The following is an 18,773-nucleotide window of genomic DNA, read 5'->3' on the forward strand; positions in this document are numbered from 1 at the left end:
GAATAGGTAAGAGAATATGTGAGTGGAATCGGAATAATCCGATTGCGGCCGGCCGGCGTAAAATTTGATGAGTGGGCGGGAAATGCGCCGAGAATGTAGTATATTGCAGTTACAAGCAAAAGTTTTTATAAATATAACTCACTCTAAAGGAATAATGATGGATCTAGCGAATATGTCGGCGGTAGAGTTGCGCAATCTGCAGGATAAAATCAAACAGGAAATGAAGCGTCGCGAAAACCAGGATATTGCCAAGGCGCGCGAGCAAATCCTGGCGATCGCGCAAAGCGTCGGCATGCCGCTGAAAGAGCTGGTGAGCAGCGGTCCGCGCGGCAAGACGGGCAGCGTGGCGGTGCGTTACCGCAACCCTAGCGACGCCTCGCAGCAATGGACCGGCCGCGGCCGCCAGCCGAAGTGGGTCAAGGCATGGGTCGATTCCGGCCAATCGATCGATCTGCTGCGCGTATAATTCGGTATACTTCCGCGGGCGCCTGCCGAAGACCGCCGCGCGGTGCGGCGGCCGCCCACGGCGTCACTGCCATGTGACGATACCGCGGCGCCGGCCGATCCGGCGGCGCGCGGTGTTCCGCATTCTGAATACAACTATGCCTGCCCTGTCAAACACCATCTTCAAAGCTTACGATATCCGCGGCGTCATCGGAACAACCCTCGATGCCGACGTGGCGCGGCGGATCGGCCGCGCCTTCGGCCGCGCCGCGCTGGCCAAGGGGCAGGCGCGCGTGCTGATCGGCCGCGACGGCCGCCTGTCCGGGCCGCAACTGAGCGGCGCGCTGGCGCAGGGCTTGCAGTCGGTGGGCGTCGATGTGATCGACCTGGGCATGGTGGCCACGCCGATGCTGTATTTCGGCACGCACGCGCTCGACACCCAGTCCGGCGTGATGGTCACCGGCAGCCACAATCCGCCCGACTACAACGGCTTCAAGATGGTGCTGGCGGGCGAGGCGATCCACGGCGAGACGATCCAGGCGCTGTACCACGCCATCGTCGCCGACGACGGCGCCGCCGCCGGCCGGACCGGCGGCTATGCGACGCACGACATCCGCGCCGCCTACCTGGAACGCATCCTCGGCGACGTCAAGCTGGCGCGGCCGCTCAAGATCGCCGTCGATTGCGGCAACGGCGTGGCCGGCGCCTTCGCCGGCGCGCTGTTCCGCGGCCTGGGTTGCCAGGTGAGCGAGCTGTTCTGCGACGTCGACGGCAGCTTCCCCAACCACCACCCGGACCCGGCCCATCCGGACAACCTGCAAGACCTGATACGCCACCTGCGCGACTCGGACGCCGAGATCGGCATCGCCTTCGACGGCGACGGCGACCGCCTCGGCGTCGTCACCAAGGACGGCCAGATCATTTATCCGGACCGGCAGATGATGCTGTTCGCCGCCGACGTGCTGACGCGCCACCCCGACGGGCAGATCCTGTATGACGTCAAATGCACGCGCCACCTGGCGCCGTGGATCGCCGGCCACGGCGGCCGGCCGCTGATGTGCCAGACCGGCCACTCGCTGGTCAAGGCCAGGCTGCGCGAAACCGGCGCCCCGCTGGGCGGCGAGATGAGCGGCCACATCTTCTTCAAGGACCGCTGGTACGGCTTCGACGACGGCCTGTACGCCGGCGCGCGCCTGCTGGAAATCCTCAGCTGCGCCGCCGACCCGTCGGCCGTGCTGAATGCGCTGCCGCAGTGGGACAGCACACCGGAGCTGCACCTGCAACTGCGCGAGGGCGAGAACGTCGCGCTGATGGCGCGCTTGCGCGAGCATGCCGTGTTCCCCGGCCACGAACGCATCATCACCATCGACGGCCTGCGCGTCGAGTACGCCGACGGCTTCGGCCTGGCGCGCGCCTCGAACACCACGCCGGTCATCGTCATGCGTTTCGAGGCGCAGACGCCGGCCGCGCTGGCGCGCATCCAGGAGCAGTTCAGGGACGTGCTGCTGGCCGCCAAGCCCGACGCGGTACTGCCATTTTGAGTGCCCCGACCAAGCCGGCCGGCACGGCCGCGGCGCTGAAGATTTTGCTGGTGCGCGTCTCCTCGATGGGCGACGTGCTGCACAATCTGCCGATGGTCGCCGACATCGCGCGCCACCACCCCGACGCCAGCATCGACTGGGTGGTGGAGGAGGGCTACACCAGCCTGGTGCGCCTCAACGGCCGGGTCGGCGCCATCATTCCCTTCGCGCTGCGGCGCTGGCGCAAAAGCCTGGGCAAACGCGAGACGCGGGCGGAAATCGCCGCCTTCTTCAAGACCCTGCGCGAGCGGCGCTACGACTATGTGTTCGACACCCAGGGCTTGCTGAAGACCGGCATCATCATGGGCGCGGCGCGGCTGGCGCCGGGCGGGCAGAAGGTCGGCCTGGCCAACGGCAGCGAGGGCTCCGGCTACGAGGGCGTCTCGCGCCTGTTCCACAGCAAAAGCATACCGCTCGACCCGCGCACCCACGCGGTGGCGCGCGGGCGCCTGGTGGCCGGCGCCGCGCTCGGCTACGCGGTCGACACGCCGGCCGACTTCGGCCTGCCCGACGCGCCCCGGCCCGTGCCGCCGCCCGACTGGATGCCGGCCGAGCCCTACGCCGTCTACTTCCACGGCACCGCGCGCGACGCCAAGAAATGGCCGGCGCAGAACTGGATCGCGCTGGGCGCGCAACTGGCGCCCATGCCCATCCTGCTGCCCTGGGGCTCGGCGGCCGAGAAGGCCGAGGCCGAGCTGCTGGCGGCGGCGCTGCCGAACGCCCGCGTGCTGCCGAAGCTGGCGATGGCCGACGCCGTCACGCTGGCGCGCCACGCCGCGCTGGCGGTCGGCGTCGACACCGGCCTGACCCACATCGCCGCCGCGTTCGCGCGCCCGACGGTGGAACTGTACTGTGACTCGCCGCGCTGGAAAACCGAGGGCAACTGGTCGCCGAAGATCATTAACCTGGGCGACCGCGGCGCGCCGCCCGATGTGGCCGCGGTGCTCGCCGCGGCAAAGAGTTTGCTGGGCCAATAATGCGTTTCCTCTATTCCCTGATGTGGTGGCTGGCTTTGCCGCTGGTATTGGCGCGGCTGTGGCTGCGCGGACGGCAGGAGCCCGGCTACCGCCGGCACTGGGCCGAGCGGCTCGGCTGGTACGGCCGCAAGCCGGCCGGCGCGGCGCCGCCGACGGTCTGGCTGCACGCCGTCTCCGTCGGCGAGACGCGCGCCGCCGAGCCGCTGGTGGATGCCCTGCTGGCGGCCTGGCCGGAATGCCGCATCGTCCTGACCCATATGACGCCGACCGGGCGCGCCGCCGGCAGCGCGCTGTTCGGCAAGCACGGCGCGCGTTTGCTGCAATCCTACCTGCCCTACGACACCGGCACGATGGTGGGCAGCTTCATCGCCCGCTTCGAGCCGCGCATCTGCCTGTTGATGGAGACGGAAGTGTGGCCGAACCTGATCGCCGTCTGCGGCCGGCGCGGCGTGCCGGTGGCGCTGCTCAACGCCCGGCTGTCGCAGCGTTCGCTGGGCAAGGCGCGGCGCTTCGGCCGCCTGCTGCTGGACGCGGCGCGCGGCATCACGCTGGTGGCGGCGCAGACCGAGGCCGACGCGGCGCGCGTGCGCGCCCTGGGCGCGGCGCGGGTCGTCGTCACCGGCAGCATCAAATTCGACGTCGCCGTGCCGGCCGCCGCGCTGGCCGCCGGCGCGCGCCTGCGCGCCCAGTTCGGCGCCCGCCCGGTGCTGCTGTGCGCCAGCACGCGCGACGGCGAGGAGGCATTGATCCTCGACGCCTACCAGGGCGCCGCCGGGCTGCCCGCCGGCCTGTTGCTGGTGCTGGTGCCGCGCCACCCGCAGCGTTTCGACGGCGTCGCCGCGCTGCTGGCCGCGCGCGGCCTGAGCGCGCGGCGCCGCTCGCAACTGGCGCTGGACGAGGCGGCGCTGCCGGCCGGCGTGCAGGTGCTGCTGGGCGACTCGATGGGCGAAATGTTCGCCTATTACGCGGCCTGCGACTGCGCCTTCATCGGCGGCAGCCTGCTGCCGCTGGGCGGGCAGAACCTGATCGAGGCGAGCGCGCTGGGCAAGCCGGTGCTGACCGGGCCGCACACCTTCAATTTCGCCCTCGTCACGCAGGACGCGCTGGCGGCCGGCGCCGCCGAGCTGGCGCCCGACGCCGACGCGCTGATGCGGCAGGCCAGCGCGCTGCTGCAGGACGGCGCCCGGCTGGCGGCGATGGGCGAGCGGGCGCTGGCGTTCGCCAGCCAGCACCGCGGCGCCACCGCGCGCACGCTGGCCCTGCTGGCGCCGCTGTTGCGGATGGACCCGCCGGCCTGACGGGCGGCGCCCCTGCCCTTGAAAGCCGCAAGCGCGCCGGCTTACGCGAACAGCGCCGGCAATTCTTGCGCGCGCTTGCGCAGCGCCTGCTTGGCGCCGTCGCAGTCCGGGTAGATCGATTCGAGCGTGGCCCAGAAGCGCGGGCTGTGGTTCATTTCCAGCAGGTGCGCCAGTTCGTGCGCGACGACGTAGTCGACCAGCGGCAGCGCGAAATGGATCAGGCGCCAGTTCAGGCGGATCTTGCGCTGCACCGTGCACGAGCCCCAGCGCGTGCCGGCCGACGACAGCGCGAACGAGTGGTAGCTCACGCCCAGCCTGGCGGCGTACAGGTCGAGCCGCTCGGCGAACAATTGCTTCGCCTCGGCCTGCAGGCAGGCCCGCACCTTGTCCTTCAATTGCTGTTCGGTGCCGCTCGGCGTGACCCAGACGTGCAGCTCGGCGCTGTCGCGGTTGAGGCTGGCGCGGTGGCGCGCCGCCTGGTGCAGGCGCAGCGTGACGCTGCCGCCCAGGTAGGGCAGCGCGGCGCCGTCGCGCCACACCATGGGCGGGCGCTGCAGGCGCTGGACGCGCCGTTCGCGCCGCTCGTGCAGCTTGGACAGGATCCAGCCCTGCTTGGCGCGGATGGCGTTGTCGATTTCGGCGAGGGTGATGCGTTTCGGCGCCGTCACGCGCAGGCCGTCGTCGTCGATCATGAAGCCGATCGAGCGGCGCGTCGAGCGGCGCAGTTCATATTCGAGGCTGTGCTGGCCCAGTTGCAGCTGGCGCAGCGGTGGCGCGTCGGGCGCGCGCGGCGGCGCGGGCAGGGGCGGCGGGGGCGGCGGCGCGCTCCACAGCAGCGAGGGCGGCGCCGACGGCGCGGCCTGCGGCGGCGTTGCCGCCGTCGCTGGGACATCTTGCGCAAACAGATCCAGTTGCTGGCCGTCGACCTTCAGCGACTTCATTTGCTGTCGCAGCGTCGGCTCCTGGATCGATGCGCCTATGCCATCTAGCCAGCGCTGTAGGCGTGAGGCGAAATGACGCGCATTTCTGATTCTATCCAATTTTCCACCTGTTGCATCATGCTGTCCGGTGTGTGGCCTTCCGGCGCAATCGGTTTGCCTATCGAGACCGTGATCAAGCCCGGCCGTTTCAAAAATGACTGCTTGGGCCAGCATTCGCCGGAATTGTGGGCGATCGGCACGACGACGGCGCCGGTTTCCACGGCCAGGCGCGTGCCGCCGCTCTTGTACTTGCCTTTCTGGCCGACGGGAATCCGGGTGCCCTCGGGGAACATGATAATCCATTGGCCGTCCGCCAGGCGCCGTTTGCCGTGGTTGACGACGTGTTTGAAGGCGTTTTTTCCCTGCTTGCGGTCGATCGGGATCATGCGCAGCAGCGCCATGCCCCAGCCGAAGAAGGGGATGTAGAGGATTTCCTTCTTGAAGACGTAGACCAGCGGGCGCGGCAGGCTGGGCAGCAGGAAGATGGTTTCCCAGGCCGACTGGTGCTTCGACAGCACGATGGCCGGCGCGTCGGGGAAGTTTTCGGCGCCCTTGATTTCGTAGCGGATGCCGCAGATGACTTTGGCGCACCAGATGATGAAGACGTTCCAGCGCGACGTGACGAAGAAGCGCTTGTTGTAGGACAGCGGCGCGGCCAGGAAGCAGACGCAGGCCCAGACGATGGTGGCGACGATCATGACCAGCATGAACAGCAGGGAACGCAGAAACAGGGAAATATTACGCAATCCGGACTCCAGAATTAAACACTAAAGGCGACGTTCGGCGAGGCCGGCGTCGCCGCTTTCAGCAGGTGGCCCACGGTCGCGGCCAGGTCGGGGAACACCAGCGTGCCGGGCGGCAGGCCGCCGGTGGCCTGGGTCTTGTCGCCCTTGCCGGTCAACACCAGGTAGGGCGCGCAACCGCTGATGTAGCCGGCCTGCAGGTCGCGCAGCGAGTCGCCCACCGTCGGCACGCCTTTCAGGCTGGTCTTGTAGCGCTGCGAGATCTCCTTGAACATGCCCGGCTTCGGCTTGCGGCAGTCGCAGTTGTCGGCCGCCGCGTGCGGGCAGAAGAAGACGGCGTCGATGCTGGCGCCGACCTGCTGCGCCAGCGCGTGCATCTTCTGGTGGATCGCGTTGAGTATCGTCATGTCGAAGAACTCGCGCGCGATGCCGGACTGGTTCGAGGCCACGACGACGCGGTAGCCGGCCTGGTTCAGCCGCGCGATCGCCTCCAGCGAGCCGGGAATGGGCAGCCATTCCTGCGGCGATTTGATGAAGTCCGGCGAGTCGTGGTTGATGACGCCGTCGCGGTCGAGGATGATCAGTTTCATCGCCGGAGCCCCCATTACGCCGCCAGTTTCGAGATGTCGGCGACGCGGTTCATCATGCCGTGCAGCGAGGACAGCAGCGCCAGGCGGTTGTTGCGCAGCGCCAGATCCTCGGCCATCACCATGACGTCGTTGAAGAAGGCGTCGACGTCGTCGCGCAGCTGGGCCAGCGTCTTCAGCGTGCCGGCGAAGTCGCCGCCGGCGAACGCCGCCTCGACCTGGGGTTGCACGCGCAGCACGGCCGCCGCCAGGTTTTTCTCGGCGGCGTCCTGCAGCAGCGCGGCGTTGACGCCGGCCGCGGCCACCTGGGCAAGCGCGGCCTCGTTCTTTTTCAGGATGTTGGTGATGCGCTTGTTGGCGGCCGCCAGCGAGGCGCTCTCCGGCAGCGCGGCGAAGGCTTGCACCGCTTCCAGGCGCTGGACGATGTCGTCCAGGCGCTCCGGGTTCTGCGCCACCACGGCCTCGATCTCGTTCGGCGAGAAGCCGCGCTCGCGCAGGATGCCGCGCAGGCGGTCGAGCATGAACGCCTTGACGTCGGCGCTCGGGTCGACGAAGCCGGGGCGGCCGGCGAAGGTCGCGGCGGTGTCGGCCAGCAGTTGGGACAGCGCCAGCGGCAGGCGCTTTTCCAGCAGCATGCGCAGCACGCCGAGGGCGTGGCGGCGCAGCGCGAACGGGTCCTTGTCGCCGGTCGGCTGCAGGCCGATGCTCCAGATGCCGACCAGGGTTTCCAGCTTGTCGGCCAGCGCCACCACGGTGCCGGTGCCGGTGGCCGGCAGGGCGTCGCCGGCGAAGCGCGGCTGGTAGTGTTCCGAGGCGGCCAGCGCCACTTCCTCGTGCTCGCCGTCGTGGCGGGCGTAATAGGTGCCCATGATGCCCTGCAGCTCGGGGAACTCGCCGACCATGTCGGTCAGCAGGTCGGCCTTGGCCAGCAGCGCGCCGCGCCGCGCCAGCGCGGCGTCGACGCCGAGCTGCGCGGCGATGGCGCCGGCCAGCACCGCGATGCGCTCGGTGCGCTCGGCCTGGGTGCCCAGCTTGTTATGGTAGACCACGTTTTTGAGCAGCGGCAGGCGCGCCTCCAGCGTCTTCTTCTTGTCCTGCTCGAAGAAGAACTTGGCGTCCGACAGGCGCGGGCGCACGACGCGCTCGTTGCCGCCGACGATGTGTTCGGGCGTGGCCGTCTCGATGTTGGAGACGATCAGGAAGCGCGAGCGCAGCTTGCCGCCGGCGTCCGTCAGCGCGAAGTATTTCTGGTTGGTCTGCATCGTCAGGATCAGGCATTCCTGCGGCACGGCCAGGAATTCTTCCTCGAAGCGGCACTCGTAGACGACCGGCCATTCGACCAGGGCCGTCACCTCGTCGAGCAGGGCTTCAGGCATCAAGACCAGGTCGGCGCCGGCTTTTTCCAGCAGCTGGGCGCGGATGCTTTCCTTGCGCGCCTCATTGCCGGGAATGACCTTGCCCTCGGCGGCCAGCACCTCGGCGTAGTTGTCGGCGTGGGCGACGCTGACGGCGTGGGCGCGGTCGGCGCACAGGAAGCGGTGGCCCAGCGTGCTGCGGCCGGCCGCCAGTCCGAGCAGCGTCAGCGGCACGACGTCGGCGCCGTGCAGGGCGAGCAGGCTGTGGGCTGGGCGGACGAATTGCACGGTGCTGCCGTCGGGGCGCTGGTAGCTCATCAGTTTAGGGATGGGCAGCTTCGCCGCCGACTCTTCCAGCGCGGCCTGCAAGCCCGTCGCCAACTGGCTGCCGGGCGCCGTGTAGGTGTAGAAGAAGCTTTCGGCCTTGCCGTCGGCGGCCCGTTCCAGCTCGGCCACGCCGACCTCGGGGAAGCCCAGCGCGGCCAGCTTCTTCGCCAGTGGCGCCGTGCCGGCGCCGTTGGCGTCGAGGGCGACGGAAACGGGCAGGACTTTTTCGCGGATCGCCTTGTCGGGCGAGACTGCGCGCACCTTGGTGATGGAGACGGCCAGGCGCCGCGGCGTCGAGTAGGTGGTGGCGACGCTGTCGGTTTCGAGGAAGTCGCGCGCCTTCAGGCCGTTGACGATGCCGGCGGCGAAGGCGGCGCCCAGTTTGGCCAGCGCTTTCGGCGGCAGTTCTTCGGTCAGCAGTTCGATGAGCAGTGTGTGGTTCATGGTTTCTTGTTCTTGTCTCTTACGCGGTGGGGCGGGCGGCGCCGTCGAGCATGGGGAAGCCGAGGCGCTCGCGCGAATCGTAGTAGGCTTGCGCGACCAGGCGCGACAGCGTGCGCACGCGGCCGATGTAGGCGGCGCGCTCGGTCACGGAGATGGCGCCGCGGGCGTCGAGCATGTTGAAGCTGTGCGAAGCCTTCATGATTTTTTCGTAGGCCGGCAGCGTCAGTTGCAGCTCGATCAGGCGCTTCGCCTCGGCTTCGTAGTTGGCGAACTGGGCGAACAGCAGCTCCGTGTTGGCGTGTTCGAAGTTATAGGTCGACTGCTCGACCTCGTTCTGGTGGAAGACGTCGCCGTAGCTGAGCTTTTTCGTCACGCCGTTCTCTTCCCATTCCGTCCACACCAGGTCGTAGACGTTTTCCACGCCCTGCAGGTACATGGCCAGGCGTTCGATGCCGTAGGTGATTTCGCCGAGCACGGGTTTGCAGTCGAGGCCGCCCACTTGCTGGAAGTAGGTGAATTGCGTCACCTCCATGCCGTTCAGCCAGACTTCCCAGCCCAGGCCCCAGGCGCCCAGCGTCGGGCTTTCCCAGTCGTCCTCGACGAAGCGCACATCGTTCTGCTGCAAGTCCAGGCCGAGCGCGGCCAGCGAGCCGAGGTAGAGGTCGAGGATGTTTTCCGGCGCCGGCTTGAGCACCACCTGGTACTGGTAGTAGTGCTGCATGCGGTTCGGGTTTTCGCCGTAGCGGCCGTCTTTCGGGCGGCGCGAGGGCTGCACGTAGGCGGCGCGCCAAGGCTCCGGCCCGATGGCGCGCAGGAAGGTGCCGGTGTGGAAGGTGCCGGCGCCCACTTCCATGTCGTAGGGTTGCAGCAGGGCGCAACCCTGCTTGTCCCAGTAGGTTTGCAGCGTCAGGATAATTTGTTGAAATGTGAGCATCGTGGTTTGTCTCTACGCGAATGACGGCGCGCGCTTGGGGTAGCGACGCTAAAGCGCTTAATTTTAGCGGGTTTTGCCGGCAGGCTGTGACTCTTCCAGCAAGTATCTGCCCACTATCGGCAAATTCCCCCGTTCAGACGGGGTTTTTGCGGCTGCGGCGCGCCAGCAGGCCGGCGCCGGCCAGCGCCAGCGCGGCGATGCCAAGGATCAGCGCATTGCCGCAGACGATGTAGGGCGTCATGCCGGCCATGCCCTGCACGCTGGCCGCCAGCGTGCCGCGGGTGTAGGGCGCCAGGCGGCTGACGACGACGCCGCGGCCGTCGATGACGGCGCTGCCGCCGCTGTTGCCGGCGCGTAGCATCGGCCGGCCCGTCTCCAGGCTGCGCATCTGCGAAATCTGCAGGTGCTGCGGGATCGCCGTCGATTCGCCGAACCAGGCCAGGTTCGACATATTGATGAGGATGGTCGCCGGCCGTTCGCCGGCGCGGTGCGGCGCCGCCAGCTGGCCGGCGATTTCCTCGCCGAACAAGTCTTCGTAGCAGATGTTGGGCAGTACCAGTTGCCCGCGCACGGGGAAGGGCGCCTGCACGGCCGCGCCGCGCCGCATGTCGCCCAGCGGGATCGCCATCGAGCTGACCAGCCAGTGCAAGCCGTCCGGGGTCGATTCGCCGAAGGGCACCAGGTGGTGCTTGTCGTAGCGGTAGGCCGGCGCGCCGGGGGCGTTGCCGGGGGCGATGCCAATGGCGCTGTTGCTCACTTGCTGGCCGTCCAGCAGCGGCAGGCCGAGCAGCAGATGGCTGCCGCTGCTGCGGGCGAAGTGCCGCAGGCTGTCCAGATAGTCGGGCGGCAACTGGTGCTCGAAGACGGTCACCGCCGTCTCCGGCGTGGCGATCAGGTCGGCCGCCCCGGCGGTGGCGGCGGCGTGGTACATACGCAGCGCGTCGCGCACGTGGGCCGGGTTGAATTTTTCATCCTGCGGCACATTGCCCTGCAGCAGGCGGACGGTCAGCGGCTTGCCGACCGGCTCGGTCCAGCGCACCCAGCCGAGGGTGTGGCCGGCGGCGAAGATGGCGAGCACGAGGCCGGCGGCGGCCAGGCGGGTGCGGTGCGCCAGCAGCAGCAGGGCGCCGGCGCTGAGGGCGGCCAGCCAGCCCAGGCCGTAGACGCCGAGCACGGGCGCGTAGCCGGCCAGCGGGCTGGCCGTGTGGGCGTAGCCGCTGGCGACCCAGGGCAGGCCGGTGAAGAACCAGCCGCGGCACCATTCCTGCAGCAGCCACAGGGCCGGCAGCAGCAACAGGGCGCTCAGCGGCAGGGACAGGGTCCAGCGCCGCCGCAGCCAGGCGGCGCCGGCCATCGCCAGGCCGGCGTAGAGGCCCATCAGCGCGGCCAGCAGCGCCACGGCCAGCGCCGCCAGCGGCGCCGCCATGTCGCCGTAGCGGTGCATCGAGATGAACAGCCAGTACATGCCGGCGGCGAACCAGGCGGAGCCGTAGGCCCAGCCGATCAGGAAGCCGCTTTTCGGCGTGCCGGCGCGCAGCACCTGGTAGAACAGCAGGGCCAGGCTGATTATTTGCAGCGGCCAGTAGCCGAACGGGGCGAAGGCCAGCACGGCGCCGGCGCCGGCGCCGGCGCCGATCAGCATGCGGCTGCGCATGCTGCGCGGCGCGACCGGCGGGTCGGCCGGGTGGGCCCGTCGGAAACGCATCAGGCGGCGGACTCGGCGGCGTCGGGCAGTTTTTCGACCAGCAGCACGTGCACCTGGCGGGCGTCGGCGCGCAGCACCTCGAAGCGCAGATTGTCGAGGTCGAACACGTCGCCCTTGTGCGGCATGCGCCCCAGGTGGTTCGACACCAGGCCGCCGATGGTGTCGACGTCCTCGTCGGCCAGGCCGGCGCCGAGGGCGTCGTTGAACTGGCCGATCTCGGTCAGCGCCTTGATGCGCCAGCGCGGGCCGTGCTGGCCCTCCTTGATCGACAGGATGTTGTCCTCTTCCTCGTCGAAGTCGTACTCGTCCTCGATGTCGCCGACGATTTGTTCGAGCACGTCCTCGATGGTGATCAGGCCGGCCACGCCGCTGTACTCGTCGACGACGATGGCCATGTGGTTGTGGTTGGCGCGGAAGTCGCGCAGCAGCACGTTCAGGCGCTTCGATTCGGGGATGAAGATGGCCGGGCGCAGCATGTCGCGCACGTCGAAGGATTCCTCGGCGTAGTAGCGCAGCAAGTCTTTCGCCAGCAGGATGCCGATTACCTTGTCGCGCTCGCCTTCGATGGCGGGGAAGCGCGAGTGGGCCGTCGACAGCACGGCCGGCATCCATTCCTCGATGGGTTTGCTGATGTCGATCATGTCCATCTGCGAGCGCGGCACCATGATGTCGCGGGCGGACAGATCGGATACCTGGAACACGCCTTCGATCATCGACAGCGCGTCGGCGTCGATGAGATTGCGCTCGTGCGCGTCGTGCAGGACTTCTAGCAGTTCCGCGCGGTTCTCTGGCTCAGGGGAAATCAGTGCGGTCAGGCGTTCAAACAGTGACCGGTGGGGCTTGGCGTCAGTTTTGACGCCACTAGGGTGCTCTTGCATAGGAGGCGTGAGCCGTTGTTGCGAAGGGGTATAGCATACACCAAAAGGCCGGCGCCGCACGATTTTGCCAAAAAAACATCGTTTCGCGGGGCGCCGCCGGCCGCCTCAGGCCACCCTCACGCGCGCCTTCAGGGCCAGCACGGCGGCGCGCCATTCCTCGTAGTGCGCGCTGTCGCGCCACAGCCGGCACAGCTCGGACTGCTCGCCGAGGATGCGCTCGACGGCCCGCAGCGCCTTGCCGGCCAGCGCGGGCGACACCTGTTGCTTGCGTTGGGCGACCCAGCGCTCGATGTCTTGCATGTGCGCGCCCGTTGCGCCGTCCGCGTTGCCCTGCAGGCGGGCCAGCACGTCGACGGCGGCCAGCGCCTCGGCGCCCAGCGGCGCCTCCAGCTCGCCGTCGCCGAGGGCGTAGTCGAGGGTGCTCTCGATCGGCTCCAGGTTGCTGGTTTCCTGCAGATCCTGCGCCCAGTCCAGCGCGTAGTCGTTGCCGTAGGTGTCGACTGACCAGGTGCCCATGTCATGCTCCCGGCAGGTGCGCGCCGGCGGCGTAGGGGTCGGCCACGCCCAGCCTGGCCAGGATGGCCGTTTCCAGCCCCTCCATCTCGGCCGCCTCCTCGTCGTCCATGTGGTCGTAGCCCTGGGCGTGCAGCACGCCGTGGACGATCAGGTGCGCGGCGTGCGCCTCGACCGTCTTGTTCTGCTCGGCCGCCTCGCGCTCCAGCACGTCGGTGCACAGGATGATGTCGGCCTGGGTAGGCGCGTCGTCGGCCAGCTCCTCGCCCTCGTTGTAGGCGAAAGTCAGCACATTGGTCGCGTAGTCCTTGCCGCGGTAGTCGCGGTTCAGCGCGCGGCCCTCGTCGGCGTCGACGAAGCGGATGGTCAGCTCGGCCGGCGCGAACAGCGCGGCCTGGACCCAGCGCCGCACTTGCGGCCGGGTGATCGTCGTTTGCAGGCGGGCGTCGGGGTATTGCACCGACAGGGACAGCTTATTTTTTTCGCTCATGTTTATTCGTCGTCGATTTCAGGAGGGGGGCCAGTTCGTGCGCCACCGATTGCGCGTTTTCATAGGCGTCGACGATGCGCGCCACGAGCGGGTGGCGCACCACGTCGGCGCTGGTGAAGTGGGTGAAGGCGATGCCGCGCACGTCGCGCAGCACGGAGATGGCGTCGACCAGGCCGCTCTTCTGGCTTTTCGCCAGGTCGACCTGGGTGACGTCGCCGGTGACCACGGCCTTGCTGCCGAAGCCGATGCGGGTCAGGAACATCTTCATCTGCTCGACCGTCGTGTTCTGCGCCTCGTCGAGGATGACGAAGGCGTGGTTCAGCGTGCGCCCGCGCATGTAGGCGAGCGGGGCGATTTCGATGACCTGTTTCTCGAACAGCTTCTGGGTGCGGTCGAAGCCCAGCAGGTCGTACAGCGCGTCGTACAGGGGGCGCAGGTAGGGGTCGACTTTCTGCGCCAGGTCGCCCGGCAGGAAGCCCAGGCGCTCGCCGGCCTCGACGGCCGGGCGGGTCAGGATGATGCGCTTGACGGCGTCGCGTTCGAGCGCGTCGACGGCGCAGGCCACCGCCAGGTAGGTCTTGCCGGTGCCGGCCGGGCCGACGCCGAAGCTGATGTCGTGTTCGAGGATGTGGCGCAGGTAGGCGATCTGGTGCGGGGTGCGGCCGCGCAGGTCGCTGCGGCGCGTCTTCAGCACGGGGCTCTGGATGTCCGGCTCGACGAAGGGCGTGGCCGGGTTGTGCTCGGAGGCGGCCGACAGGCCGGCGCGCTGCTCGACGAGGGCCAGTTGCACCTCCTCCAGCGGCACCACCTTGTTGGCGACGGCGTAGAACTGTTCGAGGATGGCGACGGCGCGCTCGGCGTTGCTGCCGCCGACGATGAATTTCTCGCCGCGGCGGAAGATCGTCACGTCGAGCGCGGCGGAGATCTGCCGCAGGTTTTCGTCGAGCGGGCCGCACAGGTGGGCCAGGCGGCCATTGTCGAGCGGTTCGGGGATGAAGTAGTGCGGCTGGATCGGGGTCTTGGTTTTCAACTGGCTCTTTTCGTTTCGGAGGTGGCGGCGACGAGTTCGCCGCGCAGGGTGTAGGAGTGGCTGGCCGTGATGCGCACGTCGACCAGCTGGCCGACCAGGCGCGGCGCGTCGGCGCCGCCGGCGAAGTTGACGACGCGGTTGTTTTCGCTGCGGCCCTGCAGGTCGCCGGGGTCTTTTTTCGCCGGCCCCTCGACGAGGACGCGCTGCACGCTGCCGACCATCGCCAGGCTATGGCGTCGGGTGTTGGCGGCGCCGCCGCGCCGCGCCGCGCTCATCTGCGGCAGGCGGTGCAGCGTCTGCGGGCCGAACACCATGTCGACGTAGGGGGCGCGCCGGACGATGGCGGCGCCCTCCTGCGAGGCGACGCAGCCGCCGACGCCGATCAGCAGCTCGGGCTTGGCCAGCTTCAACTGGTGCAAGCGGCCCAGGTCGGAGAAGACTTTTTCCTGGGCCTTTTCGCGCACCGAGCAGGTATTCAAGAGGATCACGTCGGCGTCCTCGGCCGTGTCGGTGCGGACCATGCCGTCGGCGCCGCCAAGCACGTCGGCCATCTTGTCCGAATCGTACTCGTTCATTTGGCAACCGAAAGTTTTGATGAATACTTTTTTCTGCATGAAATGAGGCGCTAAAGGTTGTGCCGGGGCGGTGGCCAAGGCGGGTCGCCAAGGCGGAGGCCCGGGCGGCATGCCAAGGCGCTAGTTTAACGCAGTTCCCCCGCCCGGAGCGGGGCGGGTGTGCGGCGGCGCGCCGGCCGGCGCCCGCGAAACGCCGCTAAGCTGCTGATTTGTAACAATTTCTTACGCTTCCTTGCGTGCGACGTCAGCCATCCCTATGTGTTGAAATGACAGCGTTGCTTGAGTTTCCTGCAGCTTGATTGATGTTGAACAACGTTCGTTTCCGGGCCCCGTGCGGAACGGCTGGCTTTTGGAATAGAATATTGTTTTAAATGCAATTCCATTAAAGGAATTGCAAATTTACATTGCTCACGGTGGAGCTGGCCTGGATTTTTGCTTAATGGAAATGAGTTTCGTGAGCCCGTTGTTCAACCAAGGTATGACCCGGATGTATATGGAACTTATTTGGCGAAACTAAGTCTTCCTTAAGTTCGAATCGGCATTATTTTTCACACTTACTAGACGAGGAAAATCATGGCACACCATTCTCTTGCTTCTCAAGAAAGCTACAACCCGAACCACCTGCTCGACATCCTGCTTGGCAAGATGCAGCTGAAAAACGACGCGGCCTTGTCGCGCCTGCTGGAAGTGGCGCCGCCCGTCATCAGCAAGATCCGCCACCACCGTTTGCCGGTCGGCGCCTCGCTGCTGATACGCATGCACGAAGTGACGGGCATGAGCATCCGCGACCTGCGCGACTTGATGGGCGACCGGCGCACCAAGTATCGTCTGTCGGACGCCCAGGGCCGGCCCAAGGCCGAGGACCGTCCGGAGCCGCAGGAATCGAGCTATGCCCACTGAGGCGGGGGCAAGCGGCGGCGGGCCGCGCCGCTTGCCTTGGCCCGGCCGTTGCCGGTTCAGGCCAGCAGGGCCGTGGTGATCTCTTCGTAGTGCAATTCGGTTTCGCGGAACAGGTGCAGATAGGCCGCCTCGTCCAGTCCGAGCGCGCCCCAGGCGACGGTGGAGACCGCCGGCACCAGGTCGTCGGCCCCCTGCGCCAGGTCGAGCGCGTAGACGACGGCGTCGGCGACGTGAATGATGGCGGCGAGAAAGCCGGCGCCCGGCGCCTCCGGATCGTGGTGGCCGCCTATGGCCAGGCGCATCGTGTCGGAAAAATTCCAGTGCTCGGCCAGCGCCAGGCCGGCGTCGACGTGGTCGACGCCGAGCACGGCGCGCTCGGCCTCGCGCAGCGTGCAGTCGTGGGCGGCGCGGTGGACCAGGGCGGCGGCGAAGCGCTCGGGGAAGCTGCTGACCAGCACCAGGCGGCCGATGTCGTGCAGCAGCCCGGCCGTGAACGCGTAGTCCTGGTTGAAGCGGATTTGCCGCGCCAGCACCTTGGCGCAGGCGGCCGTGGCGATCGAGTGGCGCCAGAAGGCCTTGTCGTCGAAGCCGGCGCAGCGGCCCTCGGGGAAGCAGCCGGTGACGGCGGCGGCCGTGATCAGGTTGCGCGTCGTCTGGAAGCCCAGGTAGGTGATGGCTTGCTGGATCGTCGTCACCTTCACTTGCAGGCCGTACAGCGAGGAATTGGCCAGGCGCAGCGTCTTGGCCGTCAGCGCCTGGTCGTGCGCGACTTTTTTCGCCAGCACGGAGATGTCGACGTCGTCCTGGTCTATGCTGTTGAGCAACTCCATGACGACGGCCGGCAGCGAGGGCAGGTCGTCCAGGCTGTTGACGATGTCGTCCTGGGTCAGCGGCGCGGCGCTCATTGCGGCGCTTCCTTGCCCAGGCGGTAGTCTTCGACGAAGCGGCGCAGCAGGCCGGTGGCCCAGTCGCCCTCGTTGTCGGGCGCGTGCTGGCGGAACAGGCGCGCCAGGCGCTGCTGGAAGTGGGCGCGGGCGGCCGCCGCGTCGGCCTCGGACAGGCCGCAGCCGGCGATGGGCAGCATCTCGATGCCGTGGCGCGGCATCAGCGCCAGCATCGCCGCGCTCAGCACGGTGCCCTGGGGCAGCAGCACATGGCCCTGCATGTCGAGCAATTCGTCGGATAGAACCATGCCCTCCTGCACTTGCGCCAGCGCAAGGTGTTGGTAGCTTGCCGTCATCGCATCCCCCTCTTGAATAGCTGCGATCTTACCATTGCGGAGGCGCAATGTCGCGGGGGTGTGTCAAGGCCGCCGCGGTGGCGCCCGAACTGTTCGTCTTGCCAAGATTCTAGCCATACCGTACATTGGGGCGTTGCTGTCAAATCACTAGGGGGAGCGCGCCGATGGTTCGCATTCAAGTCCGGCTGACACTGCTTTTCGTCGTCATCGTCACGCTGGTGCTCGCCATTTCCGGCAGCTATACGCAATACAGCCTGAGCCAGGAGCTGGAGTTGCGCAGCCAGCGCCTGCGCGAGGGCGTGCTGACGCGGCTGCAGACCAGCCTGCCCTCGGCCCTGTGGGACCTCGACAAGTCCAAGGTCGACAGCATCGTCGCCGCCGAAATGTTGCCGCCCGAGCTGGTGGCGATCCGCGTCTACGACTCCTCCGTCGGCTTGTTCTCGGGCAAGGCGCGCGACGCCGACGGGCACATCCAGGCGATCGCCTCGGAGGCGCCCGTGGCCGGCGCCCCCGTCGAGGCGAATCTGGTGTTCCGCGACTCGGTGGCCGTGTCGGCGTCGAGCAAGCCGGTGACGGTGGGCAAGGTGGTGGTCAATTTCAGCCGCGCCCAGATCGACGCGGCCCTGGTGGCCGAGGTGCGCCGCAAGGTCATCGAGGTCTTGCTGCTGGACTTGATCCTGGTGGCGGCGCTGGTGCTGAGCCTGCGCATCATCTTCGACCCGCTGAAGCGGCTGCGCGACGGCCTGGACGACCTGGCCACGCGCGGCAGCGACGAGGTCGAGGAATTGCCGGACAACCGGCGCGACGAGCTGGGCGACGTGATCCGCGGCTTCAACGCCGTGCAGCGCAAGCTCAAATCCATCATCGAGCGCATCCGCGACGCCGAGGACGCGTCGCGCCGCTCGCAGCAGGAGACGGCGCGGGCGATGGACAATCTGCGCCAGGCGCAGGAATCGCTGCTGCAGTCGGAGCGGCTGGCCTCGCTGGGCGCGCTGGTGGCCGGCGTCGCCCACGAAATCAACACGCCGGTCGGCATCGCCCTGACCAGCGCCTCGGTGCTGAAGGAGGCCACCGACGTCGTGTTCGCCAATGTCAGCGCCGGCAACGTCAAGAAGTCCGACATCCTGCGCTACCTGGAGACGGCCAACGAGAGCGCGCGCCTGATCATGAACAATGCCTACCGGGCCGCCCACCTGATCCACAGCTTCAAGCAGATCGCCGTCGACCAGGTCAGCGAGGCGCGCCGCCACTTCGAGTTGCGCGAATACATAGGCGAGGTGGTGTCGAGCCTGCAGCCGACGCTGAAGAAGACCCGCATCGCCATCGCCATCGACTGCCCCGACGACATCGTGCTCGACAGCTATCCGGGCGCGCTGGCCCAGGTGCTGACCAATCTGACGCTCAATTGCGTCGAGCACGCCTTCGACGCCGACAGCGAGGGCCGCATCGCCATCGGCGTGCGGCGCGACGGCGGCTGGATCGAGATGCAGGTCAGCGACAACGGCAAGGGCATCGCCGCCGACATGCTCGACAAGGTGTTCGACCCCTTCGTGACGACGCGGCGTGGCCAGGGCGGCACGGGCCTGGGGCTGAACATCGTGTTTAACTTGATCGTCAAGCAGTTTGGCGGCACCATTTCAGTGAATAGCACGCCGGGGCGGGGGGCCTGCTTCACGCTGCGCATCCCGCGCGAGCCGCCGGCCCCGGCCCGGCCGGGTGCCGCGCCGGCCGCCGCGGCCTTGCTGCCCTGACGACGCGGAGGATGAGCAATGG

Annotated in this window: 19 protein-coding genes; 6 read left to right on the top strand and 13 right to left on the bottom strand. The window is 68.0% G+C overall.

What is annotated here, in order from left to right; translation table 11 throughout:
* The first annotated feature begins 157 nt into the window (after positions 1-157).
* The 4 genes from OIK44_RS14405 (at position 158) to waaA (ending at position 4,299) form a co-directional block, all read left to right on the top strand.
* Positions 158-466: an H-NS histone family protein gene (locus tag OIK44_RS14405; protein ID WP_273671540.1), complete on the top strand. Its 309-nt coding sequence runs from the start codon at positions 158-160 to the stop codon at positions 464-466.
* Between the two features lie 136 nt (positions 467-602).
* Positions 603-1,985 (top strand): phosphomannomutase/phosphoglucomutase, encoded by a 1,383-nt coding sequence (locus OIK44_RS14410; RefSeq protein WP_273671542.1) that lies wholly within the window; start codon positions 603-605, stop codon positions 1,983-1,985.
* Between the two features lie 35 nt (positions 1,986-2,020).
* Positions 2,021-3,001 carry a lipopolysaccharide heptosyltransferase I gene (gene waaC, locus OIK44_RS14415; RefSeq protein WP_420213850.1) on the top strand — a complete coding sequence of 327 codons (981 nt, stop codon included), beginning with the start codon at positions 2,021-2,023 and terminating at the stop codon, positions 2,999-3,001.
* The gene (gene waaA / locus OIK44_RS14420; protein WP_273671544.1) at positions 3,001-4,299 is read left to right on the top strand and encodes a lipid IV(A) 3-deoxy-D-manno-octulosonic acid transferase; all 1,299 of its coding nucleotides are present in this window, start codon (positions 3,001-3,003) and stop codon (positions 4,297-4,299) included. The genes waaC and waaA overlap by 1 nt, the downstream gene beginning before the upstream one ends.
* A 41-nt stretch (positions 4,300-4,340) precedes the next feature.
* Here the strand turns inward: waaA and OIK44_RS14425 are convergent, their stop codons facing one another.
* The 11 genes from OIK44_RS14425 to OIK44_RS14475 all read right to left on the bottom strand — a co-directional run bounded on the left by OIK44_RS14425 (position 4,341) and on the right by OIK44_RS14475 (position 14,899).
* Entirely contained in the window at positions 4,341-5,240 is a 900-nt protein-coding gene (locus OIK44_RS14425; RefSeq protein WP_273671545.1) for a M48 family metallopeptidase, read from the bottom strand.
* Positions 5,241-5,284: 44 nt separating this feature from the next.
* Entirely contained in the window at positions 5,285-6,025 is a 741-nt protein-coding gene (locus tag OIK44_RS14430; protein WP_273671546.1) for a lysophospholipid acyltransferase family protein, read from the bottom strand.
* 14 nt (positions 6,026-6,039) lie between these two features.
* Positions 6,040-6,612, bottom strand: a complete 573-nt coding sequence (gene gmhB, locus OIK44_RS14435) for a D-glycero-beta-D-manno-heptose 1,7-bisphosphate 7-phosphatase (protein WP_337587201.1) — start codon at positions 6,610-6,612, stop codon at positions 6,040-6,042.
* Between the two features lie 14 nt (positions 6,613-6,626).
* Complete coding sequence (gene glyS / locus OIK44_RS14440; protein WP_273671550.1) at positions 6,627-8,735, bottom strand: glycine--tRNA ligase subunit beta; 2,109 nt, start codon at positions 8,733-8,735, stop codon at positions 6,627-6,629.
* Positions 8,736-8,754: 19 nt separating this feature from the next.
* Complete coding sequence (gene glyQ, locus OIK44_RS14445) at positions 8,755-9,669, bottom strand: glycine--tRNA ligase subunit alpha (protein ID WP_273671551.1); 915 nt, start codon at positions 9,667-9,669, stop codon at positions 8,755-8,757.
* 133 nt (positions 9,670-9,802) lie between these two features.
* Positions 9,803-11,374: an apolipoprotein N-acyltransferase gene (lnt, locus tag OIK44_RS14450; RefSeq protein WP_273671553.1), complete on the bottom strand. Its 1,572-nt coding sequence runs from the start codon at positions 11,372-11,374 to the stop codon at positions 9,803-9,805.
* The gene (locus tag OIK44_RS14455) at positions 11,374-12,252 is read right to left on the bottom strand and encodes an HlyC/CorC family transporter (RefSeq protein ID WP_273671555.1); all 879 of its coding nucleotides are present in this window, start codon (positions 12,250-12,252) and stop codon (positions 11,374-11,376) included. The genes lnt and OIK44_RS14455 overlap by 1 nt, the downstream gene beginning before the upstream one ends.
* A gap of 105 nt (positions 12,253-12,357) precedes the next feature.
* Positions 12,358-12,768, bottom strand: coding sequence for a DUF4259 domain-containing protein (locus tag OIK44_RS14460; protein ID WP_273671557.1), 411 nt, complete (start codon positions 12,766-12,768; stop codon positions 12,358-12,360).
* 1 nt (position 12,769) lies between these two features.
* Positions 12,770-13,255: an rRNA maturation RNase YbeY gene (ybeY, locus tag OIK44_RS14465; protein ID WP_273671559.1), complete on the bottom strand. Its 486-nt coding sequence runs from the start codon at positions 13,253-13,255 to the stop codon at positions 12,770-12,772.
* On the bottom strand, positions 13,239-14,285 hold the full coding sequence (locus OIK44_RS14470) for a PhoH family protein (RefSeq protein ID WP_273671562.1): 1,047 nt from the start codon (positions 14,283-14,285) through the stop codon (positions 13,239-13,241). The genes ybeY and OIK44_RS14470 overlap by 17 nt, the downstream gene beginning before the upstream one ends.
* Positions 14,282-14,899 (bottom strand): TRAM domain-containing protein, encoded by a 618-nt coding sequence (locus OIK44_RS14475; protein WP_273671564.1) that lies wholly within the window; start codon positions 14,897-14,899, stop codon positions 14,282-14,284. The genes OIK44_RS14470 and OIK44_RS14475 overlap by 4 nt, the downstream gene beginning before the upstream one ends.
* A gap of 534 nt (positions 14,900-15,433) precedes the next feature.
* Here OIK44_RS14475 and OIK44_RS14480 point away from each other — a divergent pair.
* Positions 15,434-15,760, top strand: a complete 327-nt coding sequence (locus OIK44_RS14480) for a hypothetical protein (RefSeq protein WP_273671565.1) — start codon at positions 15,434-15,436, stop codon at positions 15,758-15,760.
* Positions 15,761-15,816: 56 nt separating this feature from the next.
* Here the strand turns inward: OIK44_RS14480 and OIK44_RS14485 are convergent, their stop codons facing one another.
* Both OIK44_RS14485 and OIK44_RS14490 read right to left on the bottom strand, forming a co-directional pair.
* Positions 15,817-16,665, bottom strand: coding sequence for an HDOD domain-containing protein (locus OIK44_RS14485; protein ID WP_273671566.1), 849 nt, complete (start codon positions 16,663-16,665; stop codon positions 15,817-15,819).
* The gene (locus tag OIK44_RS14490) at positions 16,662-17,000 is read right to left on the bottom strand and encodes a hypothetical protein (protein ID WP_273671568.1); all 339 of its coding nucleotides are present in this window, start codon (positions 16,998-17,000) and stop codon (positions 16,662-16,664) included. Before OIK44_RS14490 ends, OIK44_RS14485 begins: the two co-directional genes overlap by 4 nt.
* Before the next feature lie 164 nt (positions 17,001-17,164).
* Here OIK44_RS14490 and OIK44_RS14495 point away from each other — a divergent pair, with 164 nt between their 5' ends.
* Positions 17,165-18,751, top strand: coding sequence for a sensor histidine kinase (locus OIK44_RS14495; protein ID WP_273671569.1), 1,587 nt, complete (start codon positions 17,165-17,167; stop codon positions 18,749-18,751).
* Positions 18,752-18,773 lie beyond the last annotated feature (22 nt).

Origin of the sequence: Janthinobacterium fluminis, from assembly GCF_028595325.1 — a bacterium.
GTDB classification, from domain to species: domain Bacteria; phylum Pseudomonadota; class Gammaproteobacteria; order Burkholderiales; family Burkholderiaceae_D; genus Janthinobacterium; species Janthinobacterium fluminis.